Origin of the sequence: Gordonia polyisoprenivorans NBRC 16320 = JCM 10675, assembly GCF_000241325.1 — a bacterium.
GTDB classification, from domain to species: Bacteria; Actinomycetota; Actinomycetes; order Mycobacteriales; family Mycobacteriaceae; genus Gordonia; species Gordonia polyisoprenivorans.
Window position 1 is genome coordinate 38,393 of sequence record NZ_BAEI01000011.1, and the last position, 25,672, is coordinate 64,064.

At 67.7% G+C, this 25,672-nt stretch carries 25 protein-coding genes; 12 read left to right on the forward strand and 13 right to left on the reverse strand.

Translation table 11 applies throughout. The annotated features are described in order from the left end of the window. Positions 1-22: 22 nt before the first annotated feature. Both GOPIP_RS03830 and GOPIP_RS03835 read right to left on the reverse strand, forming a co-directional pair. Entirely contained in the window at positions 23-895 is an 873-nt protein-coding gene (locus GOPIP_RS03830; RefSeq protein WP_006368233.1) for a 5-oxoprolinase subunit C family protein, read from the reverse strand. After that, complete coding sequence (locus GOPIP_RS03835; protein WP_006368234.1) at positions 892-1,557, reverse strand: 5-oxoprolinase subunit B family protein; 666 nt, start codon at positions 1,555-1,557, stop codon at positions 892-894. Before GOPIP_RS03835 ends, GOPIP_RS03830 begins: the two co-directional genes overlap by 4 nt. A 136-nt stretch (positions 1,558-1,693) precedes the next feature. Between GOPIP_RS03835 and GOPIP_RS03840 the strand changes: the two genes are divergently transcribed. From GOPIP_RS03840 to GOPIP_RS03855, 4 genes are all read left to right on the forward strand, one after another. Beyond that, the gene (locus tag GOPIP_RS03840) at positions 1,694-2,638 is read left to right on the forward strand and encodes a carbohydrate kinase family protein (RefSeq protein ID WP_020170251.1); all 945 of its coding nucleotides are present in this window, start codon (positions 1,694-1,696) and stop codon (positions 2,636-2,638) included. Positions 2,639-2,705: 67 nt separating this feature from the next. Continuing rightward, positions 2,706-4,028, forward strand: a complete 1,323-nt coding sequence (locus tag GOPIP_RS03845; protein WP_006368236.1) for a citrate synthase — start codon at positions 2,706-2,708, stop codon at positions 4,026-4,028. Positions 4,029-4,109: 81 nt separating this feature from the next. Next, entirely contained in the window at positions 4,110-4,478 is a 369-nt protein-coding gene (locus GOPIP_RS03850) for an FKBP-type peptidyl-prolyl cis-trans isomerase (RefSeq protein ID WP_006368237.1), read from the forward strand. Positions 4,479-4,556: 78 nt separating this feature from the next. After that, positions 4,557-5,846, forward strand: coding sequence for a cryptochrome/photolyase family protein (locus tag GOPIP_RS03855; protein ID WP_006368238.1), 1,290 nt, complete (start codon positions 4,557-4,559; stop codon positions 5,844-5,846). Here the strand turns inward: GOPIP_RS03855 and GOPIP_RS03860 are convergent. Further along, on the reverse strand, positions 5,798-6,862 hold the full coding sequence (locus tag GOPIP_RS03860) for an Lrp/AsnC family transcriptional regulator (RefSeq protein ID WP_006368239.1): 1,065 nt from the start codon (positions 6,860-6,862) through the stop codon (positions 5,798-5,800). The genes GOPIP_RS03855 and GOPIP_RS03860 overlap by 49 nt on opposite strands. 66 nt (positions 6,863-6,928) lie before the next feature. Here GOPIP_RS03860 and GOPIP_RS03865 point away from each other — a divergent pair, with 66 nt between their 5' ends. Continuing rightward, positions 6,929-8,371 carry an MFS transporter gene (locus GOPIP_RS03865; RefSeq protein ID WP_035727107.1) on the forward strand — a complete coding sequence of 481 codons (1,443 nt, stop codon included), beginning with the start codon at positions 6,929-6,931 and terminating at the stop codon, positions 8,369-8,371. A 19-nt stretch (positions 8,372-8,390) separates the two neighbouring features. On the opposite strand, the gene GOPIP_RS03870 is transcribed toward GOPIP_RS03865, so the two are convergent. The 4 genes from GOPIP_RS03870 to GOPIP_RS03885 are packed head-to-tail and all read right to left on the reverse strand — an operon-like array spanning position 8,391 to position 11,393. Then, a complete protein-coding gene (locus tag GOPIP_RS03870; protein ID WP_006368241.1) occupies positions 8,391-9,617 on the reverse strand; it encodes an ABC transporter permease in 1,227 nt (408 codons plus the stop codon). Continuing rightward, entirely contained in the window at positions 9,614-10,510 is an 897-nt protein-coding gene (locus tag GOPIP_RS03875; protein ID WP_006368242.1) for an ABC transporter ATP-binding protein, read from the reverse strand. The genes GOPIP_RS03870 and GOPIP_RS03875 overlap by 4 nt, the downstream gene beginning before the upstream one ends. Continuing rightward, entirely contained in the window at positions 10,507-11,109 is a 603-nt protein-coding gene (locus tag GOPIP_RS03880) for a hypothetical protein (protein ID WP_006368243.1), read from the reverse strand. The genes GOPIP_RS03875 and GOPIP_RS03880 overlap by 4 nt, the downstream gene beginning before the upstream one ends. After that, a complete protein-coding gene (locus GOPIP_RS03885) occupies positions 11,109-11,393 on the reverse strand; it encodes a helix-turn-helix transcriptional regulator (RefSeq protein ID WP_006368244.1) in 285 nt (94 codons plus the stop codon). The genes GOPIP_RS03880 and GOPIP_RS03885 overlap by 1 nt, the downstream gene beginning before the upstream one ends. 176 nt (positions 11,394-11,569) lie before the next feature. Here GOPIP_RS03885 and GOPIP_RS03890 point away from each other — a divergent pair, with 176 nt between their 5' ends. Continuing rightward, entirely contained in the window at positions 11,570-12,049 is a 480-nt protein-coding gene (locus tag GOPIP_RS03890; RefSeq protein WP_006368245.1) for a hypothetical protein, read from the forward strand. A 10-nt stretch (positions 12,050-12,059) separates the two neighbouring features. Here GOPIP_RS03890 and GOPIP_RS03895 read toward each other — a convergent pair whose 3' ends face one another. Then, entirely contained in the window at positions 12,060-13,214 is a 1,155-nt protein-coding gene (locus GOPIP_RS03895) for an NAD(P)-binding domain-containing protein (RefSeq protein ID WP_006368246.1), read from the reverse strand. Positions 13,215-13,291: 77 nt separating this feature from the next. Here GOPIP_RS03895 and GOPIP_RS03900 point away from each other — a divergent pair, with 77 nt between their 5' ends. Beyond that, positions 13,292-14,023, forward strand: coding sequence for an enoyl-CoA hydratase (locus GOPIP_RS03900; RefSeq protein ID WP_035727110.1), 732 nt, complete (start codon positions 13,292-13,294; stop codon positions 14,021-14,023). A 141-nt stretch (positions 14,024-14,164) separates the two neighbouring features. Continuing rightward, positions 14,165-16,018 (forward strand): purine-cytosine permease family protein, encoded by a 1,854-nt coding sequence (locus GOPIP_RS03905; protein ID WP_006368248.1) that lies wholly within the window; start codon positions 14,165-14,167, stop codon positions 16,016-16,018. On the opposite strand, the gene GOPIP_RS03910 is transcribed toward GOPIP_RS03905, so the two are convergent. From GOPIP_RS03910 to GOPIP_RS03925, 4 genes are all read right to left on the reverse strand, one after another. Beyond that, positions 15,992-17,071, reverse strand: coding sequence for an XdhC family protein (locus GOPIP_RS03910; RefSeq protein ID WP_006368249.1), 1,080 nt, complete (start codon positions 17,069-17,071; stop codon positions 15,992-15,994). The two genes, GOPIP_RS03905 and GOPIP_RS03910, sit on opposite strands and share 27 nt — an antisense overlap. Before the next feature lie 83 nt (positions 17,072-17,154). Continuing rightward, positions 17,155-18,474: a D-arabinono-1,4-lactone oxidase gene (locus GOPIP_RS03915; protein ID WP_425558234.1), complete on the reverse strand. Its 1,320-nt coding sequence runs from the start codon at positions 18,472-18,474 to the stop codon at positions 17,155-17,157. Further along, on the reverse strand, positions 18,462-19,721 hold the full coding sequence (locus GOPIP_RS03920; RefSeq protein WP_006368251.1) for an alanine racemase: 1,260 nt from the start codon (positions 19,719-19,721) through the stop codon (positions 18,462-18,464). The genes GOPIP_RS03915 and GOPIP_RS03920 overlap by 13 nt, the downstream gene beginning before the upstream one ends. Next, positions 19,718-20,344, reverse strand: coding sequence for a TetR/AcrR family transcriptional regulator (locus GOPIP_RS03925; RefSeq protein ID WP_035727113.1), 627 nt, complete (start codon positions 20,342-20,344; stop codon positions 19,718-19,720). The genes GOPIP_RS03920 and GOPIP_RS03925 overlap by 4 nt, the downstream gene beginning before the upstream one ends. A 142-nt stretch (positions 20,345-20,486) precedes the next feature. On the opposite strand from GOPIP_RS03925, the gene GOPIP_RS03930 reads away from it, so the two are divergent. The 3 genes from GOPIP_RS03930 (at position 20,487) to GOPIP_RS03940 (ending at position 24,500) form a co-directional block, all read left to right on the forward strand. Continuing rightward, on the forward strand, positions 20,487-21,668 hold the full coding sequence (locus GOPIP_RS03930) for an MBL fold metallo-hydrolase (protein WP_006368253.1): 1,182 nt from the start codon (positions 20,487-20,489) through the stop codon (positions 21,666-21,668). Continuing rightward, positions 21,665-24,178, forward strand: coding sequence for an HAD-IC family P-type ATPase (locus tag GOPIP_RS03935; protein WP_006368254.1), 2,514 nt, complete (start codon positions 21,665-21,667; stop codon positions 24,176-24,178). Before GOPIP_RS03930 ends, GOPIP_RS03935 begins: the two co-directional genes overlap by 4 nt. An 88-nt stretch (positions 24,179-24,266) precedes the next feature. Then, a complete protein-coding gene (locus GOPIP_RS03940) occupies positions 24,267-24,500 on the forward strand; it encodes an antitoxin (protein WP_006368255.1) in 234 nt (77 codons plus the stop codon). On the opposite strand, the gene GOPIP_RS03945 is transcribed toward GOPIP_RS03940, so the two are convergent. Then, the gene (locus GOPIP_RS03945; protein WP_006368256.1) at positions 24,497-25,150 is read right to left on the reverse strand and encodes a DNA-3-methyladenine glycosylase; all 654 of its coding nucleotides are present in this window, start codon (positions 25,148-25,150) and stop codon (positions 24,497-24,499) included. The genes GOPIP_RS03940 and GOPIP_RS03945 overlap by 4 nt on opposite strands. A 21-nt stretch (positions 25,151-25,171) precedes the next feature. On the opposite strand from GOPIP_RS03945, the gene GOPIP_RS03950 reads away from it, so the two are divergent. Next, a complete protein-coding gene (locus GOPIP_RS03950; RefSeq protein WP_006368257.1) occupies positions 25,172-25,609 on the forward strand; it encodes a type II toxin-antitoxin system Rv0910 family toxin in 438 nt (145 codons plus the stop codon). The last annotated feature ends 63 nt before the right edge of the window (positions 25,610-25,672 follow it).

Here is a 25,672-nt window from a genome sequence, read left to right on the forward strand (position 1 = left end):
GGTGCCGGTTGGTCGCCGGCACTCACCGGGAGCGGAAACGCACCCGGTTGCCGGCGACCAGCTGAGCCGCTCGCGCCAGCGCCCCAGCGGTGAGTACCGCGACGACCGGATAGCCGCCGGTCACCGGATGATCGGCGAGAAACAGCACCGGCTGCCCATTGGGTGGGACCTGAACCGCCCCGTGGGCAACGCCTTCCGAGGCGAGTTCGCCGACATCGGCACGGTGGTGCAACAACGGATGATCCGACCCGTCAGGCCGCACCAGCCGCACCCCGACCCGATCGGCGTCGGCGCTCACCTCCCACTCGCCGACCATCAGATCCCCGACCCGGTGCAGGTGCCCGGAACGCGGACCTGCACTCGCATCGAGCTCGACCACCGTCGGTGGTGTCGCCTCGACCGGCGCATGCGTCACCGCGGGCCATGGCCCGGTCTCGGCGCCGACCTCGAGCAGATCACTTGCCGACAACGGTGGCGGCCCGAGCCCCGACAACGTATCGGTGGACCGCGAACCGAGAACCTCGCCGACGTCGATTCCGCCCCGCACCGCAACGTAATTGCGACAACCCCAGGTCGGCGCCGACACGGCCAGTTCCGAACCCGCGGCCACGGTGACGGTTGTGCCGAGGCCGACCGGCACATCGTCGACGCGCACCTGCGCACCCGCCCCGGTCACCGCGATCACCAGGCCGCGCATCGCTCGAATTCGTATCCCGCCCAAGGTTGCTTCGATCACGGCCGCTGATTCCCGGTTTCCGACAAGGCGATTGGCGAGAGTCATCGACACGAGGTCGGCGGCACCCGACCGGGGGACACCGAGATGGGCCAGCCCGGGCCGACCCAGATCCTGGATCGTCGCGAACGGGCCGGGGCTGATCACCTCGATCGCGCTCACCGTTGCTCTCCGGTGTCACCACGAGCGGCGTCGACGAATCGCACCAGCGTGCCCGGTGACAGCAGCGACGGCGGATCCGACGTCTCGTCCCACAGGCGGATACCGCTGCGGCCCAACAGATGCCATCCCCCGGGGCTCGGGCGTGGATAGACCGCGCTGTATCCGGCGGCGACGGCCACCGCGCCGGCCGGCACCCGGGTGCGCGGCTGCGTTCGCCTGCCGATCCGGAGCAGCGGGTTGTCGGCATCCTCGGGGACGAGGTAGCCGAAACCCGGTGCGAATCCCATGAATTGGACGCGCCACCGCGTCGCGGTGTGCGCGGCGACCACATCACCGACCCCGCACCCCAGGGTGGCGGCGACGCCGTCGAGATCGGCGCCGTCGTACGTCACGGTGATCGTCACCTCGTCGTCGGTCTCCGGCGTCGCGTCGTCGTCGGCGACCGCACCCCGCAACACCCGGTGGATTCCCAACGAATCCGCGCCGCTTCCCAGCTCGAACTGAACGAGGACAGTCGATGCGCTGGGCACGATCTCGCTGACGCCGGGCAGATCACCCGCGGCTGTGGCCGCGCGTAGTGCCCGGTGTGCTCGGCGCACCGCGACCGGGTCGTCACCGAAGTCGAGCAACACCGCATCGCGTCCCGCGGGCAACTCGTTCATGTCCGTCGAATCTACCCGCCCGCTGCTGTTTTGGTCTCGTCGTCGTTTCACCCATAGCCGACATCGGCGCCGCCGGGCGATGGCAGACTGATGCCGTGAGGACGGGACGGACGTACGCAGTGGTCGGAATCGGTCGATGAGGGAGATCGTCGTGTGCGGTGAGGCGCTCGTCGACGTGGTGGCCACGGCCCCACCGGGTGTCGGCGGCGGGCAATTGCCCCCGTTGCAGCCGGCCCTGGGCGGGGGACCGTTCAACGTCGCGATCACCTTGGGGCGGCTGGGAAGTGCGGTCTCGTTCTGCTCGGCGGTGTCGACCGACGATTACGGCGAGGCCGTCATGTCGGCATTGCGGCACAGCGGCGTCGGCACGACCCTGGTCCAACGGCGTGCCGAGCCCACCTCCCTGGCCCTGGCGACCATCGGCGCCGACGGTGCCGCCCACTACTCGTTCTATGTGGAGGGCACCGCCGACCGCTTCGTCGCCGACCCCGGGCCGTTCGCGCCGACGGTCGCTGCGGTCGGCTTCGGCACGCTGTCACTGGTTCTCGAGCCCGGTGCGAGCGTGTACGAGGCGACGATGCGCCGGTGTCACGAGGAGGGGCGGTTGGTCGTCTGTGACCCCAACATCCGTTCCGCCGTCATCGCCGACGCCGACGCCTACCGCGCCCGGTTCGCGTCGTGGATGAACGCGGTCGACGTGGTCAAGCTCTCCGACGAGGACGCCGAGTGGCTCGGCCGCGGACCGAACGGTTCGCGTCCCGCCGACTGGCTCGACGCCGGGGTGTGTGCGGTGCTCGTGACCGCGGGCGCCGACGGTATCGACGTCGTCACCGCGTCGGGTACGAGTCGTATCCCGGCGCCCCGGGTCACCGTTGCCGACACCATCGGCGCTGGTGACAGCATCATGGGCGCAATCCTGCACCAACTCGATCGCGATGGTGCACTGTCGTCGGCCGCGGTGCGCGGCCTCGACGACCAGCAGTGGCGCGAGGTCGCGCGGTTCGCCGTGAAGGTGGCCGGGATCACCGTCTCGCGTCCGGGGGCGGACCCTCCGTGGGCGAGCGAGCTCGGGGGAGACTAGGTTAGGTTCTCAAGAGCCCGTAATGGGCGAAGAGGAAAATCTCGCACCTGAGTAAAGGGGTCCACGAGTGTCCGCTGAAACAGTCCCGGCCGACGGCACAACCGATGCGGCTTCGGCAACATTCACTTATCCCGGTGGGCAACTCGAGCTCCCGATCCTGAAGGCCACCGAGGGTAGCGATTCGGTCGAACTGGGCAAGTTCCTGTCCGAGACCGGATTGACCACGTTCGACGGTGGATTCGTCAACACCGCATCCACCAAGTCGTCGATCACCTACATCGACGGCGACGCGGGCATCCTGCGCTACCGCGGCATCCCCATCGACCAGCTGGCCGAGAAGTCGACCTTCATCGAGGTCAGCTACCTGCTGATCTACGGCGAACTGCCGACCCCGGCCGAGCTCGAGGAGTTCACCAACAAGATCCAGCGGCACACCCTGCTGCACGAGGATCTCAAGCGGTTCTTCGACGGATTCCCGCGCAACGCCCACCCGATGCCGGTGCTCTCCAGCGCCGTCAACGCGTTGTCGGCGTACTACCAGGATTCGTTGGACCCCAAGGATCCCGAGCAGGTCGAACTGTCGACCATCCGGTTGCTGGCCAAGCTGCCGACGATCGCGGCCTACGCCTACAAGAAGTCGGCGGGCCAGCCGTTCCTCTACCCGGACAACTCGCTGAGCCTGGTGGAGAACTTCCTGCGGATGACCTTCGGGTTCCCCGCCGAGCCCTACGAGGTCGATCCCGAGGTCGCCAAGGCCCTCGACATGCTGTTCATCCTGCACGCCGACCACGAGCAGAACTGCTCGACGTCGACGGTCCGGTTGGTCGGGTCGTCGCAGGCCAACCTGTTCACCTCGATCTCCGGCGGCATCAACGCCCTGTGGGGCCCGCTGCACGGCGGCGCCAACCAGGCCGTACTCGAGATGCTCGAGGACATCAAGAACTCCGGCGGCGACACCCAGGCGTTCATGACCAAGGTCAAGAACAAGGAAGCCGGCGTGAAGCTGATGGGCTTCGGGCACCGCGTCTACAAGAACTACGACCCGCGCGCGGCAATCGTGAAGAAGACCGCCGATCAGATCCTCACCTCCCTCGGCGTGCAGGACGACCTGCTCGACATCGCCAAGGGCCTCGAAGAGGTCGCCCTCAACGACGACTACTTCATCGAGCGCAAGCTCTACCCGAACGTCGACTTCTACACCGGCGTCATCTACCGCGCGATGGGCTTCCCGACCCGGATGTTCACCGTGCTGTTCGCACTCGGCCGGCTGCCCGGCTGGATCGCGCACTGGCGGGAGATGAACTCCGACCCGACCGGCAAGATCGGGCGTCCGCGCCAGCTCTACACCGGTTACACCGAACGCGACTACATCGCACGCGGGGATCGCTGAGGCGCTCGCCCGCCCGACGGGCCCTCTCGTCCACGAAGGGCCCGAGCCACCAGAGAACCGACGACTCAAAGGAGAGTCCCGATGACCAGTGCCGAAAAGCCAGAAGTCGAATTCCCGGAGGGCCCGGCCCCCGCTGAACTCGAGGTCGTCGATCTCGTCGAGGGTGACGGTGCCCAGGCCCAGCGGGGCGACGTCGTCGATGTCCATTACGTCGGAGTCGATTTCGAGTCGGGCGAGGAATTCGACTCGTCGTGGGATCGCGGTCAGTCCGCGCACTTCCCGCTCGAGCGGCTGATCCCGGGCTGGCAAGAGGGAATCCCGGGAATGAAGGTCGGCGGCCGTCGGCGTCTGACCGTGCCGCCGAACCTGGCCTACGGCCCTCCCGGTGCGGGACACCGACTTTCGGGCCGCACCCTGGTCTTCGTCATCGATCTGCTGGGCGTGGGATAGATCTCCGCCGCCAAGCGCACCCGGGGTGGGTCGGCCGCGTCGACGTCGGAGACGCCGACCGGTACGGCTCTGCTGTGGTTGCGCCGCGATCTGCGGCTCGGTGATCTGCCGGCACTCGCCGAGGCGCTCGCCGCCGCCGATCGCGTCCTGATCTGCTTCGTCCTCGACCCCCGGCTGGAGAAGTCCGCCGGCGACCGACGCCTGGCATTCCTCGTCGATTCGCTGCGTGAGCTCGACGAGCGCCTCGACGGTCGACTCCTCGTCGTGCGGGGGCGTCCCGACGAGGAGATCCCCCGGCTGGTCGACGCCGTCGGCGCGTCGACCGTCCATGTCTCCGAAGACTTCTCGCCGTTCGGCCGCCGTCGTGACGATGCCGTGGTGGCGGCGCTCGACGACGCCGGTGATGTGTCCTGGGAGCCGGTCGGTTCGCCGTACCTGGTGTCGCCCGGTCGCGTCACCAAGTCCGACGGCAGCCCCTACAAGGTCTTCACACCGTTCTTCCGGCAGTGGCGCGATCACGGGTGGCGCACACCCGCGTCGACGTCGGTCACCGCCGATGATCTCGTCGACCCGTCCGACCTCACCCGCTCCGGTCGCATCCGAATACCCAAGGCGCCCACGACGACCGACATTCCCGCCGGGGAGAACGCCGCCCTGGCGCGGTGGGGCGAGTTCGTCGCGGAGGATCTCGCCGGTTACGACGACGACCGCAACCGGCCCGATCTCGATGTGACGAGCCGGATGTCGGCGTACCTGAAGTTCGGCAACATCCACCCGCGCACCCTGGCCGCCGACCTGACCGGCACCGGCAAGGGCGCGCAGGCGTACCTGCGCGAGTTGGCATTTCGTGACTTCTACGCCGACGTCCTCCATCATTGGCCGGAGTCGGCGTGGCACAACTGGAATCGCCAGTTCGACGACATCGACCTCGACACCGACGCCGCCGCCGGCCGACGATTCGACGCGTGGAAGCAGGGCCGCACCGGTTTTCCGCTCGTCGATGCCGGCATGCGCCAGCTCGCGCAGACCGGGTACATGCACAACCGGGTGCGGATGGTCACCGCGTCCTTTCTCGTCAAGGATCTGCACCTGCCGTGGTGGTGGGGTGCGCGATGGTTCCTCGATCAGCTCCTCGACGGCGACATGGCGTCGAATCAGCACGGCTGGCAGTGGGCGGCCGGCACGGGAACAGATGCGGCGCCGTACTTTCGGGTGTTCAACCCGGAGGCGCAGGCGAAGAAGTTCGACCCCGACGGTGCTTACGTCGCGCAGTGGGTGCCCGAGTACGGTACCGACGACTATCCGGAGCCGATCCTCGATCACAAGGCCGAGCGAGAAGAGGCCCTGCGTCGGTTCGGCGAGATCTGAGGCGGCGCGAGTTTGTCGCCGTGCACGAGTGCGCCCGCATGTTTGACCCGGCGCAGCAGCGGGACGAGTTCGTAACCGGTGATCCCGTCCAGCCGTGCAAGGTCTTCGGTGACAAAGGAATAGAGGTCGTCGGGGCCTGCGCCGATCACGTTGGCGGTCAGGTTGGCACGGCCGGTGACCGCGGCGGCGAACGGGATTCGGGGATCGGTACCCAGCGCCCGCCCCACCGAGGCCAGTGATCGCGGCACAACCGTGAGCCATAATGCGGTGCTGCGCAACCCGATTGCCGCAGTTGCCAGATCCACATGGAAGTAGGCCACCCCGGAACCGATGAGACGTTCCACGCGACGCGTCACCTTCCCGGGCGTACTCCCCGCAGTGCGCGCCAGCGTCGAATATGCGACCCGGCCGTCCCGGCCGAGTTCGTCGATCAGGAGGCGATCGATGTCGTCGAGCTCCGCCCGAACACCTTTCGACGACACCACCGGTGGTGCGGTCGCCCGCAACGCCGCGGTCTGCGCGGACGTGAGCACATCGCTCCACGTGTCCTGATGCTCGCCCGCCCCGCCGATGTAGGTGTGCAGGATCTCGGCGGGTGCGACGTCGAGCACCGGCGCGGACCTCGGCAACATCTCGTGCAGCAGCTCGTGCGTCTCGACGTCGGCGGGGGCTCGGAGGTTGAAGTCGACCTCCCAGCCGGCCCCGTAGATCGACACCCACGACACGTCGTCGCGCGCCGCGATCGCCCGTGCGATGGTGTCGGCGCCCTCCGGCCGGCAGCGCACGCGCACGAGCCAGTTGGCGCCGCCGGTGCCGTGCAGATCGGCGGTCATCGTGACCCGCAGGTATCCGTCGCGCCGCATCCGTCGGTAGCGTCGGGCCACCGTCTGTTCGGCCACGTCGAGGATCTCGGCGAGTTCGGCGAAGGCCACCCGCGGCGAGATCTGTAGCGCTCGGGTGATCTGCGCATCCAACGTGTCGAGGGTGGAGGATTCCAACGCGATTCGGGCGCTCATGGGTGGAATCCTACGTCTGCTCGGACCGAGGGCGACGATGGTCGTTCGGGTCGCCAGACTTGGGGCATGGCAAGAAAATGGTGGACTCTGGTCGTCGTCTGCGCGGCGACATTCATGTTGTTGCTCGACGTCACGATCGTCGTCGTCGCACTCCCCGACATCGAGCACGCGCTCGGAGCGAGTTTCTCCCAGCTCCAGTGGGTCACCGACGCGTACGCGTTGGCACTGGCGTCGCTGTTGCTGACGTCCGGATCGATCTCGGACAAATTCGGCCGACGTCGCATCTTCTCGATCGGGCTGGTCATCTTCACGCTCGGTTCGCTGCTGTGCGGGGTGGCGCAGGACCCGACGATGCTCATCGTGTCCCGGGCATTGCAGGGCATCGGCGGAGCGATGCTCTTCGCGACGTCGCTGGCGTTGCTGGCCGCGACCTTCCACGGCCGCGAACGCGGACTGGCCTTCGGCGCATGGGGTGCGGTCACCGGCATCGCGACGGCTCTCGCACCGATCCTCGGCGGTGTCCTGACCACCGGTATCACGTGGCGGGCGATCTTCCTGGTGAACCTGCCCATCGGGATCGTCGCCCTGTACCTGACGCTGCGGATGGTCGACGAGTCGCGCTCGCCGCACGCGCGGCGCATCGACTGGCCGGGAGTGCTCACCTTCACCGCGGGACTGCTCGTCGGCGTCTACGGCCTCACCGAGGCGGGGCAGCGATCGTGGACCGACGGCCTGGTGCTGGGATGTTTCGCGGCGGCCGCGGTGCTCCTGGTGGCCTTCGTGATCGTCGAACTGCGCGTCGCCCAACCGATGTTCGACCTGGGGTTACTGCGCATCCCGACCTTCGGTGGTGGTCTGATCGCGGCCTTCACAATGAACGGGTCACTGTTCGCGATGCTGCTCTATCTGGTTCTCTACCTACAGAATTCGCTCGGCTTCTCGGCCCTGGAGACCGGTCTGCGGCTGCTGGTGATGTCGGGTTGCACGATGATCTTCGCGACGATCGCCGGCCGTTTGTCCGAGCACATGCCGGTGCGATGGCTGATCGGCCCCGGGCTGGTGCTGGTGGGTGGTGGCCTGTTTGCGATGGCCGGACTCGAAGCCGGCTCGTCGTGGACCCATCTGATCCCCGGACTCGTCATCGCCGGCATCGGCAGTGGCCTGGTCAATCCGCCGCTGGCCGCCACCGCGGTCGGTGTGGTGCCGGTGCACCGGTCCGGGATGGCCTCGGGCATCAACACCACCTTCCGTCAGATCGGCATCGCGGTGGGTATCGCCGTCTACGGATCGCTGTTCAGCTCGCGGATGACCAGTTCGATGCACGACAACCTGACCGGTGGCATCCACGCCGCCTACGCCGACGGACTGAACCTGCTGTTCTGGGTCAGCGGTGTGGTCGCCGTGCTCGGTGGGGTGTGCGCACTGGTCATGATCCGGTCCAAGGACTTCGTGCCGCACGGACCCGCGCCGGTCGTCGACGACGAACCGGAGCAGGTCCCGGCGGGCTGAGTCACCGTGTCGCGAGAACTCACCGGGTCATCGACAGCGCCTCGGACCACTTGACCCGGCTGCCGGTCCGCAGGATCGACCGCTGGTAGATCCGCGCCGCGATCCAGGTGGCCACCGCGCAGGCCGCGATCATCAGGATCAGGGTGATGACGATCTGCATGGCATCGGTGTCACCGGTCGCGATCCGGATGGGTACCAGCACCGCGGAGAACGGCGGAATCCAGGTCAGCACCTGGATGAAGGTGGAGTCGAGGGCCTGGATTCCGAAGATCCCCGCGTACATCACCGCCATCGACAGCACGGTCAGCGGCATGATGGTCGACCCGAGTTCCTCCTGACGGGACACCAGCGCACCGGCGGCGGCGTACAGCGTCGCGAAGAAGACGAATCCGAGGAGAAACCAGATGAGGGTGGCCGCGAACATCCCGACCGCGGTGCCCGCGATGGTGAGCATTCCCGTTGCCGCACCGGCGATCAGGGCTGTCGCGCCGAGCACCACCACCTGACCGAGTGCGACGACGCCGATGCCGAGGATCTTGCCCCACATCAGGTGCAGCGGTTTGACGGTGGCCAGCAGCAGCTCGACGATGCGTGAGGTCTTCTCCTCGACGACGCCGACCGCGATCATGTTGCCGCCGAGCATGATCGCCATGATCAGCAGCATCGCCCCGACGATGGCGATGATGATCCGCTGGCCGTTGTCGGGCTTGGCCGGCTGGGTCTGATCCTCGGCGATCGTGGCACGTGGCAGATCGGCCGCATCGACACCGCGTTCGGCCAGACCGGTGGCGAGGGTGGTCTGGGAGATCGATGAACGCAGCACACCCGAGAGTGTGTCGGAGAGTCCGTTCTTGCTGATCAACGTGAACGATCCGGACGGTCCGACGACGATCGCGCCGTCGAGATCACCGCTGTCGACCTGGGAGCGGGCCTGTGCCGGGGAATCGACGGTCTGCACCGAGACGGGGGTGCCGGCGGCCTTGCCGACCTCGGTGACCGTCGTCGAGAGGGAGGTGTCGGCACCGACGATGCCCACCTTGTCGGTGTCGGTGCCACCGCCGCTGAACGCCTTCCACACGATCAGCCCGATCACGATGACGAGCATCAGCGCGATCGTGCTCCACAGGAACGACTTGGTGCGGGCGCGGGTGGAGATCTCGCGTTCGGCGATGAGCCACACCGACGTCATCGCGCCGGCACCGCCATCGGGTGCGGTCGGGGGCAGGGTCTGGGTCGGGGTGCTCATGCCGATACCACCTCTCGGAACATGTCGGTCAAGGACGGTGTGGATCTGGTGAAGCGGTGTACCGGCCCGGTGTGCAGGGCCGCGGCGAGCACCTGCTGGTCATCGACGGAGTCGGGGTCGATGCGCAGCAGCGTGGTCGGTCCGTAGTCGGTGTCGAGAACCCCGGGAATGCCGTCGGCCCAGGCGGTTCCGATGCCGGGGCCCTCGACCTCGAGGGTCACCCCGCCGCGGGCGCGCAGGCTCTCGACGCTGCCCAGCGCGCGCATCTGTCCCTTGACGACGATGCCCACGCGGTCGCACAGGCGTTGCACGAGGTCGAGTTGATGTGAGGAGAAGATCACCGGGATGCCCTCGGCCGCTTTCTCTTTGAGGACATCACTCATGACGTCGACGGCGACCGGGTCGAGGCCGGAGAACGGCTCGTCGAGAACCAGGACCGCGGGGTCGGCGATGAGCGCGGCTGCCAGCTGGACGCGCTGCTGGTTGCCCAACGACAGATCGGCCACGTTGTCGCCGAAACGTGTTGCCACGCCCAGGCGTTCGGTCCAGCGGTGCGCCGACTCGTCGGCCTGGGCCGCCGACATCCCGTGCAGCCGGGCGAGGAAGCGCAACTGATCGCCGACCTTCATCTTGGGATAGAGCCCGCGCTCCTCGGGCATGTAACCGATACGACGACGGGTGGGCAGGTCGATCGGGCGGTCACCGAGTGCCACGGTGCCCGAGTCGGCGGCCAGCACGCCCAGGATGATCCGCATGGTCGTGGACTTGCCGGCGCCGTTGCTGCCGACGAAGCCGAAGATCTCCCCGGGTTGGACGGTGAAGGTCATGTCGTGCAGGGCGACGACGTCACCGTATTTCTTGTGTAGGCCGTCGATGATCAACGGGTCGCTCATCGGAGCTCTCCCTTCCAGGTGGACGATTCGGGTTCGGCATAGTCTTCGGGATCGGAGTCGGCCATCCACCACGCGGTGAGCATCGACGGCAGCACTCCGGCGGCGAGAACCAGCGAGATCAGCAGAATGGCCACGCCGTAGATGGCCTGTCGGTCGATGTGGTCGGGGATCGACATCGCGATCAGGATGAAATATGGGATGAACATCAGCGAGAAAAGCACGATGAAGGCGATCGAGCGCGCCGAATTACGTTGGGCGAGCTGGATTTCGTCGAGGGCGCTGACCGGTGCGTCGCCGACCGAGCCGGTGATGATGCGCAGGAGTCGCTGAGAGGTGATCGTGACGACTGCGCCGAGAATCCACGGCGGGAGGAACCAGATGTCGGAGAAGAACCCGATGACGGCACCCACGATCATCAGGGCGATGGCGAGCGCCTGGGCGACGACCACGCGCCGGTAGGCGCGGCGGTTGCGCCAGCGGGGCAGCCGATGTGCGTGGCGCGCGGTGAAACGGCGGTGACGTTCACCGCGCCACTCGTCATAGCGTCGCCACAGTTCGGGCTGTGCCTCTTCGGGGATGGCGGAATTCTGGTCGTACATCAGGCACCTGTCCCTTCGTTGGATCGGCGGGAGTACAGCTCGGCCGACATCGCGCCGAATTCGGTGCGACTGAACACCGCTTCGACGGGGAGCTCGAACACATCGCAGATGCGGAAGGCGAGGTCGAGGCTCGGATAGTGATCACCGCGTTCGAGAGCGCCGACGGTCTGCACGTTGATCCCGACGAGTGCCGCCAGTGCGGCCCGAGACATCCGACGCTCGGCGCGTAGGACGCCGATGCGGTTGAAGATCGGGAGCTTTTCTCCCCGTCTGACCGGACTCATAGAACCAAGTGTTGGGAAAACCCAACAATCTGTCAAGTCTGTATGCGGAACTGTCGTCCGTTCGTGTGCTCTTCGGGCGAAGGGCCGCGGGTTCGGTCAGGGCCGTGACACGGTGAAAACGGTCGTGTCCCGAGGGGTGGGTGGTAACGAGTTCGGGGGAGAACAGAAGGTCTCCGATGCCCCGATCGATACCCGGTGCCGCCCTGGTCACCGCCGCCGTGGTGGCCGCGTCGTCCACGCTGGGCGTCGCACCGGCGCCGGCCGCGCCGGCCACGCGACTCTGCGCGATGACCTATGTGAACCCGAATCTCGCCGATCTGGGAATACTGAGATCGACGAGCTCGGTCACGGTGGCCTCGGCGGGCTCGGGCATCGTGTCACTGACGGTGACGACGCCGCCACCGCTGCTCGGATTCGATCAGCGCGTACGCGTGTCGTGGACGAACACCGCCCCGGATGGTGGTTCCGGCGCCGACCATGGCACCGCCGCGTCCGGGTGGACCCGCATCGGCGCCTTCGGCGGATCGAACACCGTGGCGCGCATTGAGACGGGTTCGGGCCGAGTGGCTTTCGACGTCACCGTCGACACCCTCGGTGCCCTCGTGCGCTACACGAGCTCCGGCGCGTGCCGTGGTGAGCTGTCGGTGACCGGCTGAGCAGGGCTGATCAGGCGGCGTCGAGCAGGTCGGCGATCACGCGTGCGGCCTCCCGGCCGGCCCGATTCGCCCCGATCGTCGACGCCGACGGTCCGTACCCGAGCAACTGGACGCGGGGATCGGCGGCCACCGTCGTGGCGAGTCGGCCGGTCATGGTGATCCCGCCACCCGGCGCGCGCAGGTGAAGGGGCGCGAGATGGTCCAGCGCACTGCGGAATCCGGTGTTCCAGAACAGCACGTCGACGTCGAGTTCGGTGCCGCCCCCGAGATCGCCGTCCCCGAGATCGCCGACCCCGAGGTCACCGCCACCGCAATCCCAGCACACCCCGGTCTCGGTGATCCGGGTGAACATCGGTCGCCACTGCAGAATCCCGTCGTGTCGGGCCGCGGCGATCGCCGGCGTCAGTGACAGGCCCGTCACCGACACCACCGAGGTCGGCGGCAGGCCGGCACGCACCCGTTCCTCGACACGGGCGACCGCGGCCCGGCCCTCCTCGGGGGTGAAGGGTCCGTCGCGGAAGTGCGGCTCGGTGCGCGAACACCAGAACGTGGTGACCTCGGGGGCGTTGCGGGCGATCTCGATGAGGAGTTGGATCGCGGAGATCCCGGCGCCGACCACCAGGACACGTTGTCCGGCGAATTCCTCGGGGCCGGTGTAGTCGTGGGTGTGCAGTTGCCGTCCCCGGAAGTCGCCGATACCCGGGATGTGCGGGATGAACGGCCGATCCCAGGTGCCGGTCGCGTTGATCAGCGTCCGCGTCGTCACCTCGGATTCCCGGTGTTCGCCGGACTCGTCGGGCGCCACGATCGACGCCCGGAAGGCGTCGCCGTCGCGATGGACCGCCCGCACGTGGACCGGTCGGGCCACCGTCAGCCCGAACTTCTCCTCGTACCGACCGAAATAGTCGGGGACCGCCGTGGCCGCCGGGAACTGATCACACTCGACGCCGAGTGCCTCGACGAGACCGTATCCGGGCAGGTCGTGGACATGATTGGCGCCGGCGAGGGTCAGCGTCGGCCATCGGTACTGCCATGCGCCCCCGGGATGGGGTGAATGGTCGAGGAGCCGATACCGTCCGTGCAGCCCGAAGCGTTCCAAGAAGTAGGCTGCCGACAATCCCGCCTGACCTCCGCCGATGACGAGGACATCGGTATCGGTGTGCATCCCGCCAGCCTGTCATGTCCATGTGAGCGGCATGTACCGGCCTCCGGTCGGCCACCGGCTCGGTAGGCTCTGCGTTCATGATTGCAACGAGTGCAGATGGTGCGGTGACGACAATCGAACTCGACCGCCCCGACAAGCGCAATGCTCTCAACGGAGAGGTGATCGAGGCTCTCGGCGCGGCCTTCACCGCGGCTGTCGATGCGGGTGCCCGGGCGATCGTGCTGACCGGGCGGGGCAGTGCGTTCTCCGCCGGCGCCGACCTGTCGGGTCCGGTGTATGACCCCGGCTTCCTCGACCACCTCGTCGCCACGTTGCAGCAGATCGAGTCGACCCCGGTGCCGGTGATCGCCGCGGTCAACGGTGCGGCGCTCGGCGCCGGACTCCAGCTGACAATGGCCGCCGACCTGCGGGTCATGGCACCCGATGCGATCGCCGGCATCCCGGCCGCCAAAATCGGTGTCGCCGTGGATGAATGGACCATCCGCCGGTTGGTCTCACTCGTCGGCGCCGGGCAGGCCGCCGGGATGCTGATCGGCTGCGATCCACTCTCGGCCGATCGGGCCCACGACCTCGGATTCGCCAATCGCATCGGTGATCTGGCCGACGCCCAGCACTGGGCGGCGACCATCGCCGAGCTTGCGCCGCTGACCCTGCAACACTACAAACTCGTGCTCAACGGCGACGGCGCCCGGGACGTGGCGCCGGAAGAACGTCATGCCGCGATGATGCGTGCCTGGCACAGCGACGACCTCGCCGAGGGCCGCGCCGCGCGCGCCGAGCGCCGCGCCCCGCGCTTCTCCGGAAAGTAGTTCGGGCCCATCGGTTCTGTGTCCCCGGTGTTCGGATTGTCCGGTTTGCCGAGCGCGTAACGTTCCCGAAACATGCAGGGGTGCCTTTCAGAAACGCGTCAGCCCTAGCGTGATCGCAGTTCATTCCTGGAAGGGGACTGCGTGTCGAAAAAACACCACGGAGCCGACGATCTCTCCGCAGGGGTCGGAGAGATCGAGAACGCCGAACACAGCATCATCGCCACTGGTGCGCAGGCAGCCGCCGCGCGTGAGTCCTTGGAGGACTACACACTTCGGTTCGCACCGCGCAGCTATCGCAAGTGGGGCCCGGGGGTCGTCGCGATCTCGGCCCTCGGCGGTATCGCCTACCTGGCCGACTTCGCGATCGGTGCCAACATCGGCATCGCCAACGGCACGGGAAATGCCTTGTGGGGCATCCTGTTCTTCGCGGTGGTGATCGTGCTGACCGGCTATCCGCTGGCCTACTACGCCGCGCGGTACAACATCGACCTCGACCTCATCACGCGCGGAAGCGGATTCGGTTACTACGGCTCGGTGCTGACCAACGTCATCTTCGCGTCCTTCACCTTCATCTTCTTCGCACTCGAGGGCTCGATCATGGCGCAGGGCCTCCAGCTGGGCCTGCACATCCCGCTGTGGATCGGCTACCTGCTGTCCTCGGTGCTGATCATCCCGCTGGTCATCTACGGCATGAACACCCTGGCCAAACTGCAGGTGTGGACCACGCCGCTGTGGCTGATCATGATGGTGCTGCCGTTCCTGTACCTGGTGATCAAGCACCCGTCGGCGATCGGTGACTTCTTCGCGTTCAGCGGTGTCGACTCGGCGGGCAACCCGCTGGGCAAGGGTGTCAGCTTCGCCGGCACCATGCTGGCCGCAGGCGTGTGTCTGTCGCTGATCGCGCAGATCGCCGAGCAGATCGACTACCTGCGATTCATGCCGCCGCGCACCCCGGAGAACAACCGCAAGTGGTGGATCGCCACCCTCACCGCCGGACCGGGCTGGGTGTTCTTCGGTGCCATCAAGCAGATCGTCGGCCTGTTCCTGGCCGTCTACCTCATCGGCATCAGCATCGACAACGCCGGGATCGCCAACCAGCCCGTGCACCAGTTCGTCGAGATCTATCAGGACTTCCTGCCGCACTGGCTCGCACTGACCCTCGCGGTGATCCTGGTGGTCATCAGCCAGGTGAAGATCAACGTCACCAACGCATACTCGGGATCGTTGGCCTGGACCAACGCCTTCACCCGCGTCACCAAGACCTACCCGGGTCGACTGGTGTTCCTGTTCTTCAACGTCTTCATCGCCATCGTGTTGATGGAAGCCGACATGTTCAGCTTCCTGAACAACCTGCTCAACTTCTACGCCAACTGCGGTATCGCCTGGATCGCCGTCGTGGCCTCCGACATCGCGATCAACAAGTACCTGCTCGGGATCTCGCCCAAGCAGCCCGAGTTCCGGCGCGGCATGATCCACAACGTGAACCCCGTCGGGTTCGGATCGCTGATCGTGTCGGCGGGAGCTTCGATCCTGGTGTACTTCCACGTCTTCGGTGATGCGATCCAGCCCTACTCGCCGCTGGTGGCATTGGTGCTCGCCGTCGTGCTGCCGCCGATCCTGGCGCTGGCCACCAAGGGGAAGTACTACCTGCGTCGTCACGACGACGGCATCGACATCCCGATGTACGACGAGCACGGCAACCCGACCGATGCGCGACTGCTGTGCTGTGTCACCGGCATCGAGTTCGAACGCCCCGACATGATCGCCTCGGCGGTGCCCGGCCCGAACGGCGAGAAGCAGTACATCAGCTCGCTGGCGTTGTCCTGTGACCGCACCGGTGAGCATGTGCTTCCCGCACAGGACATGTCGGCCGCCCCGACGTCGTCGGTGACCTCCGACATCGCCGTCGATTCCACCACCGGCGAACCCGCGGCGGAGTCGACCGCAGCGGAGTCACCGGCCTCGGGGTCACCGGTGGATGGGTCCACTCCGTAGGGTCAACGACATCCCCGAGGCGTCGTGCCGGTCGGCGATCAGTTGAGCGGCGATCGACACGGCGACCTCGGCCGGGGTGTGTGCCCCGAGATCCAAACCCAGCGGAGAACGCAACCGCGCCAACTGATCTGCCGTGACACCCGCCTCGACGAGGCGGGCGTTTCGGTCGGCGACGGTCCGGCGGGAACCGAGCGCGCCGACGAATCCCACCCGGTCGGAACCCAACGCCGTGCGCAACGCCGGGACGTCGAATTTGGTGTCGTGGGTCATCACGCACACGCAGGTCGACCTGTCGGTGCGGTGCTCGGCGATCTCGTGGGCGAGATAGCGATGGGGCCAGTCGACGATCACCTCGTCGGCGTCGGGGAACCGCGCGCGGGTCGCGAACACCGCGCGGGCATCGACGACGGTCACGTGATGGCCGAGCGTCGACCCCAGGGTGGCGAGCGCGCGGACGAAATCGTTGGCGCCCACCAGGATCAGCCGTGAGCGCGGGGCGAAGGTCTGCACGAACGTGCGTGGCCGGTCACCCTGTGGGCCGGTCTCGCAGTCGTCGACGCCGATGATGCCGCTGCGTCCGGTGACGAGCAGGTCGGCGATGTCGGCGTCGAGGTGTCGCCACGGTCGCTGGTCATCGGGAGTGGCCACGTGCCATGTCGGGCTTGCGCTCAGGGTGGCGGCCAGGGCGATCGGTGTGCCTGCGGCCACCGCTGCGGCGATCCGTTGCACCGCGCTCAGGTGCCCGGCGCCGAGCGGCTCGACGAGCACTTCCATCTCTCCGCCGCAGGTCAATCCGATCGCGATGCCGTCGGGGTCGGCGAGTCCGAAGTGCTCGATGATCGCGGTCTCGTCGCTCAACGCCTGTGCGGCACTGTCGATGATCGCCGATTCGACGCACCCACCCGACAACGACCCGATGATCTCCCCGTCTTCGGTGATCAGCATGGCCGACCCGACAGCACGCGGCGACGCGCCGGTCGTCGAGATCACCCGGGCCAGGGCGACCGGACCGCGCTCCAGGTGCCGAACCAAGGCGGGGAGAACATCACGCATACTCCCAGTGTCGGCGCCCGGACGTGTGTGCGCCACTCGGGCTGCGACGAGCCTCGAGACCTCGTGTGCCGGTGGGGTAACCGTCAGGAACCGAGCACCTGGTGCAGGTAGGGGTTGGTGAACACCCGATCCGGGTCGAAGCGGTCTCGGACGGCCAGGAATTCGTCGAAGCGCGGGTAGACCGACCGGAGATACTCGGCGTCGCGTGTGTGCATCTTGCCCCAATGCGGGCGACCGCCGTGAGCGGTCATGATCGCCTCGGCATCGGCGAAATATGCGGCGGAGTCGGCGGGGTCGTCGTGGTGGTATCGGTGCACGGCGATGTACCCCCGTGGTCCACCGGATGCGGTCGAGAGCATCAGATCGTCGCCTGCGGCGGCGCGGACCTCGACGGGGAAGCTCACCCGATAGCGCTTGCGGTCGATCATCTTTCGCAGCTCGTGCAGTGCCGACGGGGTCGCCTCCAGCGGGACCGCGTACTCCATCTCCCGGAAGCGGACGGTGCGGGAGGAGATGAACACCTTGTCGGAGCGGTCGGTGAACGTGCGGGCCGACAGCACCCGCCCGGACAGCTGACTCATCGCGGGAACCACCGCGGGCAGACGGGAGCCGAGCGCGCACACGGCGCCGTACACGCGGTTGGAGAGGATCTCGTCGTCGATGTAGCGGCGCACCGCGCCGGTACCCGACGGCTCGACCAGGCCGTCGAGTCGGGTGTTGGTCTTCGCCAGCGCGCAGTTGGTGTGCGGGAACCAGTAGAACTCGTGATGATCTTGTGTCGCAACGCGTTCGAGGAAGCCGTCGATCGCGTCGTCGGCGTCGAGCGGGTACTCCTCGGCCCGGATGGAGAACGCGGGAACGCACTGCATGGTCAGGTCGACGATTATGCCGAGCGCGCCGAGGCCCAACGCGACGGCGGCGAGGTCGGGATCGTCCTCGGACACCGTGACGACCTCACCGGTTCCGGACACGAGGGTTGCGCCGACGATCTGGGTGCTGATGCCGCCGAAAGCGATTCCGGTGCCGTGGGTTCCGGTCGAGGTGGCCCCGGAGATGGTTTGCCGGTCCACGTCGCCGAGGTTCGTCATGGCCAGACCGTGCTCACCGAGCAGGGTAGGCAACTCGTGGAGGTGGGTGCCCGCACGCAGCGTGACGCGCCGGGCGTCGGCGTCGACGTCGACGAGTCCGCGCAACCCGGACATGTCCAGTTGATGCTGCGGCGCCACGGCGATGGGGGAGAAGCTGTGGCCCGCCCCGACGGCCTTGACCGTCGAATGTGTCTGCGCGGCACGCTCGACCAGCGCGACGACGTCGTCGATCCGGGCGGGGGAGTGCACGGCGTCCGGTGTGCACTGCGCCGTCCCGCCCCAGTTGCGCCAACTCGCGACGGTCACAGGAAACACTTCCCTTCTCCACGGTAGGTGGGTACCAGCTCGTCGACCCGGGCCGTCCCGTCGGCAGTTCGCGCGATCCGGGCTACTCGCGACGACCGTTCGCACACCTCGCCGGATTTGGTGTGACGGAACCAGATCCGATCCCCGATCCGCAGGCCCTCGGTTCCCGGTCCGTGCAGCGGCGTCTGCACCTCACCGGCCGCTTCGGTCGCGACATAGTGCAGCTCGCGGGGCCACACCGGGCGGGGCAGGCGATCGGGTGCCGGTGGGCCCGAGGCGATCCATCCGCCGCCGGCGCAGGTGACGAAGCCCGGCGCGGGAACACGCACCACGTCGAGCCCGAACGCGAGCGCCGGTGCGGGCCGGAAGCGACGGTAGGTGTCGAACAGGTGGCCGCCGAAAACCCCGCTGCCGGCGGCGATGTCGGTCACCGAGGTGTCCCGCGAGGTGGCCTCCAGGGAGCCGGTGCCGCCGGCGTTGACGATCTCCAGCGGTGCGATGTCGCGCAGCGCCGCCACGACTCGTCCACGGCGACGCCGGATCTCGGCCATGGAGGCACGCTGCATCAGACGCACGGCCCCGTTCTTCGCGCGTTTGCCGGGTACGTCGTCGCCGACCCCGGCGACCTGTGCCTCATACGACATCACGCCGACCAGATCGAAGCCCGGGCGATCGACGATCGAGCGACCGAGGGCCAGCGCGGCGTCGAGATCGTGGATGGGTGAACGTCGCACACCGAGATGCACTCGTCCGCCGAGTGCACGCAACGACGCGTCGAGGTCGATGGCGACCCGGACCGACGGGCGGGAGCCGGGAGCCGCGATCGCATCGATCGCGTCGAGATGCGCCACGGAGTCCACGAGCAACGTCACCCGCGCGGTGGCCATCTCGTCGGCGAGGAACTCGCCGATGGCGCTCGCACGCACCGTCGGGTATCCCATCAACACATCGGTGATACCGGATTCGGTTGCCAGCCAGCGTGCTTCGTCGAGGTCATAGGCCAGCACCCCGGCGAATCCCGGGCGGGCGACGAGGTCGGCGATGACCGAGCGGACCCGCAACGACTTGCTGGCCAAGCGGATGGGTACGCCACCGGCGCGGCGCAGCAGGTCGGCCACATTGTGTTCGAGCGCGGACGTGTCGAGGACCAGGGCGGGACTGTCGACTCCGGCCGCGGTGAGGGCCTCGGTGAAGCCCTCCCAGTACCGGCGCGGGTCGCGCTCCCACAGTCCCATGGGGGTGGCCGACGACGTCATGAAGCCTCGTCATCCGCAACGACAGCCGACATCGTCTGTCGGACAAGTGATTCCATGAGCGTGTTGACGACGGCGTCGTCGGCGGTGCTCAGGTAGATCAAGGTGATCGAGATCAACGCGCCGATCATCGCGGGCGCGATCTCGCTGGACGGGGTGACGAACCGAACACCGCAGCGCGCTGCCCCGGCGTCGAGGCCCGCGGCGGCGACGCCGTAGAGATCCTCGTACATCTTCTTACCGTGACGCTGCAGCTCGGGATGGTTGTGCGCGTAGATGCCGAGCGAGATCGTGGCCTGCAGCCGACCCGGGTCGGCCTTGAGCATGGCGTAGAACGCATCGAGCTGGTGGCGCATGTTCGTTTCCATCGCCTCCACCGCCGACCCGGCGACGAGGTCGTCCTCGGCCTGGATCGTGTGCAGCATCTGATTGATGTCGGTGGGAACGGCCGTCTCCATGACCGCACACAACAGGGCGGTGCGGGATTCGAAGGCGTAATGGAAGCTCGCGAGTGGCATGTCGGCGTGCGCACAGATCCGGCGGGTCGTCGCGCCCTCGACGCCGTGGTCGGCGATGACCCGATATGCGGCCTCGACGAGCGCTGCGCGCCGATCCGTGACGGACATCCGTGCCAACGAAATTTCACTTCCCGACCAGCGTGTGAACTCCGCACACGCGTGAACTTGGTTGCAGGCGAGAATGCTACCAAGCCGTGTCCCCCTTTTCCGGAAGCACGACTTTCCGGCGGGCACGGTTACGCTGAGGATCGTGACAACGCCCATCGAAAAGACGCCCACCGACGTGTTGGGGCGGGTGAAGACCTCGGTCAGCACGCTCGGCGTGCGCGCGGCAGGTGCGGCCGTCGACTCCCTGGCCTCGGCGGGACTGCCCGCGGCACGGGCGATCGGCGCCGACCCGGAATCGATCTGGCGACATGTCGCAGGCTCGCCGAACCTGGTGGGCCGGACCTTCACCAACCCCGAACCGCCCTCGGCCGGGTCGGCGCCCGACCTGCGCGTCGCCCTCGACATGGCTCGACGCCCCGGACGTCCGACGACACCCATCCGGGTCGAGCGTCCGACGTTTCCCGACGACGCACGGGCACTCGCGGTCACCTGGCTCGGGCACGCCTCGGCCCTCGTCGAGATCGACGGGATGCGGGTGCTGACCGACCCGGTGTTCTCCCAGCGGTGTTCGCCGTCGCAGGTCATCGGTCCCGCCCGGATGCACAGCGCCCCGCTCCCGGCCACCGACCTCCCGCCCCTCGACGTCGTGCTGATCAGCCACGACCACTACGACCATCTGGACATGGCGACCGTGCGCACGATCGCCGACACCCAGCCCGCGGTCACCTTCGTCACCCCGCTCGGGGTCGCCGCGCACCTGCTGTCCTGGGGTGTGCCGGCCGATCGCATCCGGCAGGCCGATCTGTGGGAGACCGTGGAGGTCACCGGGCGAACCGGTCATGTGAGCTTCACGTGCGGCCCGGCCCGGCACTTCTCGGGCCGCATGTTCGACCGCGACCTCACCCAGTGGGCGAGCTGGGCGATCGTCGGACCGACCCATCGCGTGTTCTTCTCCGGCGACACCGGCTACACCGACCGCTTCGAGGACCTCGGCGCGCAGCTCGGTCCGTTCGACCTCACGCTCATTGCGGTCGGCGCCTACGACACGCTGTGGCCCGACGTCCACGTCGACCCCGAGGAGGCCGTCGCGATCCACCGGATGGTCTCCGGGTCGGCGGGCACGGATGCCGTTCTCGTCCCCATCCACTGGGGCACGTTCTCCCTTGCCCGCCACCCGTGGGCCGAGCCGATCGCGCGACTGCTGCCCAGCGCCGGCCGCAACGCGACCACGGTGATGGTTCCGCAGCCCGGTGGCAGCATCGACCTCACCCGTCGGTCGGGGACCGGTCTCACCGATCCGCAGTGGTGGGAAGCCTCGGCGTGAGCGGACTGATCGACACCGGAGCCACCAATCCCGGACTGACCGCCGACGAGGTGGCCGAACGGGTCGCCGCCGGGCAGGTCAACTCGATGCCCGATCGCTCCGGGCGGAGCGTCGGCGACATCATCCGCGCCAACGTGTTCACCCGGATCAACGCGATCCTCGGTGTGCTGTTCGCCATCGTCGCCTTCACCGGGTCGTTCATCAACGGCCTCTTCGGTCTGCTCATCGTGGCCAACAGCGGCATCGGCATCATCCAGGAGGTCCGCGCCAAACGCACCCTCGACCGGCTGGCCATCGTCGGTCAGACCCGACCCCGGGTACGCCGCGACGGGCAGGTGCACGAACTACCACCCGCCGAGGTCGTCATCGACGACATCATCGAGGTCGGCGCGGGCGATCAGATCGTCGTCGACGGTGAGGTCGTCGAATCGCTGGTCCTCGACGTCGACGAATCGCTGCTCACCGGTGAGGCCGACGCCGTCGACAAGGCCGCGGGCGACAAGATCCTCTCCGGCAGCTTCGTGGTGTCGGGGTCCGGCGCGTACCGGGCCACCAAGGTGGGCGCCGACGCCTACGCCTCGCAGCTGGCCGCCGAGGCGTCGAAGTTCACGCTGGTGTCCTCGGAGCTGATGTCCGGGATCAACGAGATCCTCAAGGTCATCACGTGGCTGCTCATCCCGGCCGGCATCCTGACGATCGTCAACCAGCTGTTCATCAGCGGGAACGGGCTGCGTGCATCGCTGTTGGGCATGGTCGCCGCGCTGGTGCCGATGGTGCCCGAGGGACTGGTCCTGATGACCTCGATCGCGTTCGCCGTCGGCGTCGTCCGGCTCGGGCGCCGCCAATGCCTGGTCAACGAACTGCCCGCGATCGAGGGGCTCGCCCGCGTCAACGTCGTCTGCGCCGACAAGACCGGCACGCTCACCGAGAACGGCATGCGCCTGTCGGAGGTGCGTGGGGTCGGCGACGCCGCCGACACCACGGCGGTCGACGAGGTCCTCGCCGCGCTCGCCGCCAACGACCGCAGCCCGAACGCCAGCGTGCTCGCGCTGGCCGAGGCCTACCCGCAGGCCCCGGACTGGCACCTCACCGCCATCGAACCGTTCACCTCCGCCAAGAAGTGGAGCGGCATGTCGCTCGCCGACGCCTCCGGTGCCGATCGCGGCAACTGGATTCTCGGTGCCCCCGATGTGCTCCTCGACCCGGACTCCGCGCCGGCAGCACTGGCCTCGGACATCGGCGCCAACGGACTGCGGGTGTTGCTGCTCGGGCACACCGACGTCCCGGTCGACACCGACCCCGATGCCGCGCCCACCGAGAGCCGTTCGGCGACAACCGTTCCCGGGACGCTGACGCCGGTCGCGCTCGTCGTCCTCGAACAGCGGGTGCGTGACGACGCCCGCGATACCCTCGACTATTTCGCGTCCCAGCACGTCGAGGTGAAGGTGATCTCCGGCGACAATGCGCGCTCGGTGGGCGCGGTGGCCCAGTCGTTGGGTCTCGGTTCACCCGAGTCGGCCGTCGATGCGCGCACCCTGCCCGACGATCCCGCCGAGCTCGCCGACGTCGTCTCCGACGGCGTCATCTTCGGCCGGGTGCGTCCCGACCAGAAGCGTGCGATGGTCGCGGCGCTGCAGTCGCGCGCGGACACCGTGGCGATGACCGGTGACGGCGTCAACGACGTCCTCGCGCTCAAGGACGCCGACATCGGCGTGGCCATGGGATCGGGGAGTTCGGCGGCCCGGGCGGTCGCGCAGATCGTGTTGCTGGACAACAAATTCGCGACGTTGCCGTATGTGGTCGGCGAAGGCCGACGGGTGATCGGCAACATCGAGCGCGTATCGAACCTGTTTCTCACCAAGACCGTGTACGCGGTGCTGCTCGCACTGTTCGTCGGGGTTGCCGGGGTGGCCGGCAAGATCTTCGGATTCGCCTCGCTCAGTTACCCTTTCCAACCCATCCACGTCACCATCTCGGCATGGTTCACCATCGGCGTGCCGGCATTCATCCTCTCGCTCGCCCCGAACAACGAGCGTGCCCGGACCGGCTTCGTCCGTCGGGTGCTGACCCAGGCGGTACCCAACGGCATCATCGTCGGGCTCGCCGCGTTCATCACCTACGTCATCGTCAATCCCGGCGGGACCGGGGTGGCGTTGGGTGGCGACAGCGTCGACCTCCCGCCCGCGCAGACCCAGGCGGCCACGGCCACCCTGATCTGCCTGATCGCCGTCGCCCTCTACGTCCTGGCCGTCGTCGCGCGGCCGTACACGTGGTGGAAGATCGTGCTGCTGGTCGCCTCCGTCGGCGCCTACGTGATCATCTTCGCCTGGCCGTGGACGCAGCACATGTTCAAACTGGATTCGTCGAACTGGGACATGAATGTGGTCGCGTTCATCGCCGCGGCCTGCGGCATCGCGGGTGTGGAGATCGTGTCGCGGCTGTTGCCGCGTCTGGTCGGGGATCGCGACTCGGGGCACATCGACGGCGCCGAGCGAGAATCGCTGGCATGAGCTCGATGCGGCACCTACACTCGGGGACCGCTTCGCCCGATCTGTACACCGTGACAGACGGTCATCACCCCACCACGAGGAGTTGGTCATGGATCTCAAGGGATTGGTCGACAAGGCCAAGGCCGCACTGCAGAAGAACCCGAGTCTGATCGAGAAGGGCGGCGACGCCATCGACAAGGCGACCGGCGGCAAGTACGCCTCGCAGGTCGACAAGGCGCAGGACGCGGCCCGCAAGGCCGTCGGGGCCCAGAATCCGGAAACACAGAACCCGGAAACACAGAAGCCGGATACCCCCAACCAGCCGCCGCAGAATCCCGCCTAAGTTCCCGCTGCGGCCCGCGGGTGTCGGCGATACGCCGACACCGTCGGGTCGTCGGTGAGCCAGAACCGCCACGCGAGGTCGGCATTGCGTCGCACACCCACCCGTGGGCCGGCGCTGATCGCTGCCGGGTCGATCGGTTCGTCCGCGGGTAGCAGCGTGACCGGCGTGTCATCGCCGAGGTCGGCGCCCAGATCGTCCATCGTGATCCCGAGCGCACGGGTCAGATTGCCCGGACCACGCGCGAGCGCCGACTCGGCGACCGGCGTCGTCCGACCGGCCGCTCGCCGACGATGGGCGAGTGCCGATCCGTCGAGTACCTCACCGGCGCGCAGCAGCACCGCCGATGCCAACCCGTCGGGCCCGGTCACCACATTCGCGCAGAAATGGCCGTGGATGCGGTACACGTAGAGCCGGTCGGGTGGGCCGTACATGATCTCCGAGCGCCCGGTGCGGACGAAGGCGTGCGACGCGGGATCGCGCGGTCCCGCATAGGCCTCGACCTCGGTGATCCGCAGGCTCACGTCGTGCCCGACGAGGATCGCACCGAGCAGGGTTCGGGCCCCGACGGTGGCATCGGGATGGGCGATCGCCGCGGTCAGCCGGTCGCGCCCGGTCGGGCAAGGCTCGGGTCGTCGTCTGTGCACCTGCATCACCGGTTAGGCTTCCACACCATGGCGAAGACGAGCGACTCCATCGACCTCGAGCTGTCACCTGCCGACACCTGGACCGCGGCGTCGGATCTGTCGCGTTTCGACGAGTGGTTGGTGCTGCATGGTGGATGGCGTAGTCCGGTGCCGCAGCCGCACGAATTGCGCAAGGGACTCAAGGTGACCTCGATCGTCAAGGTCAAGGGCAATCCCGTGCGCATCGACTGGGTCGTCGACAAGTATGTCGAGGGCAGTGAGGTGCGGCTGAAGGGTTCGGGTAAGGGCGGGATCAAGGTCAAGCTCGACCTGTCGGTGGAGCCCCGTTCCTCGGGATCGACGATCACGTTCCTCGTCGACCTCGGTGGTCTCCCGTTGATGGGGCCGATCGGGATGGCGACGGCCAAGGTGGTCCACGGGGATCTGCACACTTCGCTGACGACCTTCCAGCAGAAGTTCGGCTGACTTCGACACTGCCGGGCTCGACACCAACCGGATTCGACAACACCGGGTTCCACAACACAGGGG

What these genes read in the sequence shown, in the direction of transcription:
- GOPIP_RS03835 (WP_006368234.1), bottom strand. Translation starts at nt 1,557, where the DNA reads ATGAACGAGTTGCCCGCGGGACGCGATGCGGTGTTGCTCGACTTCGGT.
- GOPIP_RS03840 (WP_020170251.1), top strand. Translation starts at nt 1,694, where the DNA reads ATGAGGGAGATCGTCGTGTGCGGTGAGGCGCTCGTCGACGTGGTGGCC.
- GOPIP_RS03850 (WP_006368237.1), top strand. Translation starts at nt 4,110, where the DNA reads ATGACCAGTGCCGAAAAGCCAGAAGTCGAATTCCCGGAGGGCCCGGCC.
- GOPIP_RS03860 (WP_006368239.1), bottom strand. Translation starts at nt 6,862, where the DNA reads ATGAGCGCCCGAATCGCGTTGGAATCCTCCACCCTCGACACGTTGGAT.
- GOPIP_RS03865 (WP_035727107.1), top strand. Translation starts at nt 6,929, where the DNA reads ATGGCAAGAAAATGGTGGACTCTGGTCGTCGTCTGCGCGGCGACATTC.
- GOPIP_RS03870 (WP_006368241.1), bottom strand. Translation starts at nt 9,617, where the DNA reads ATGAGCACCCCGACCCAGACCCTGCCCCCGACCGCACCCGATGGCGGT.
- GOPIP_RS03875 (WP_006368242.1), bottom strand. Translation starts at nt 10,510, where the DNA reads ATGAGCGACCCGTTGATCATCGACGGCCTACACAAGAAATACGGTGAC.
- GOPIP_RS03880 (WP_006368243.1), bottom strand. Translation starts at nt 11,109, where the DNA reads ATGTACGACCAGAATTCCGCCATCCCCGAAGAGGCACAGCCCGAACTG.
- GOPIP_RS03885 (WP_006368244.1), bottom strand. Translation starts at nt 11,393, where the DNA reads ATGAGTCCGGTCAGACGGGGAGAAAAGCTCCCGATCTTCAACCGCATC.
- GOPIP_RS03890 (WP_006368245.1), top strand. Translation starts at nt 11,570, where the DNA reads ATGCCCCGATCGATACCCGGTGCCGCCCTGGTCACCGCCGCCGTGGTG.
- GOPIP_RS03895 (WP_006368246.1), bottom strand. Translation starts at nt 13,214, where the DNA reads ATGCACACCGATACCGATGTCCTCGTCATCGGCGGAGGTCAGGCGGGA.
- GOPIP_RS03900 (WP_035727110.1), top strand. Translation starts at nt 13,292, where the DNA reads ATGATTGCAACGAGTGCAGATGGTGCGGTGACGACAATCGAACTCGAC.
- GOPIP_RS03910 (WP_006368249.1), bottom strand. Translation starts at nt 17,071, where the DNA reads ATGCGTGATGTTCTCCCCGCCTTGGTTCGGCACCTGGAGCGCGGTCCG.
- GOPIP_RS03920 (WP_006368251.1), bottom strand. Translation starts at nt 19,721, where the DNA reads ATGACGTCGTCGGCCACCCCCATGGGACTGTGGGAGCGCGACCCGCGC.
- GOPIP_RS03925 (WP_035727113.1), bottom strand. Translation starts at nt 20,344, where the DNA reads ATGTCCGTCACGGATCGGCGCGCAGCGCTCGTCGAGGCCGCATATCGG.
- GOPIP_RS03940 (WP_006368255.1), top strand. Translation starts at nt 24,267, where the DNA reads ATGGATCTCAAGGGATTGGTCGACAAGGCCAAGGCCGCACTGCAGAAG.
- GOPIP_RS03945 (WP_006368256.1), bottom strand. Translation starts at nt 25,150, where the DNA reads ATGCAGGTGCACAGACGACGACCCGAGCCTTGCCCGACCGGGCGCGAC.
- GOPIP_RS03950 (WP_006368257.1), top strand. Translation starts at nt 25,172, where the DNA reads ATGGCGAAGACGAGCGACTCCATCGACCTCGAGCTGTCACCTGCCGAC.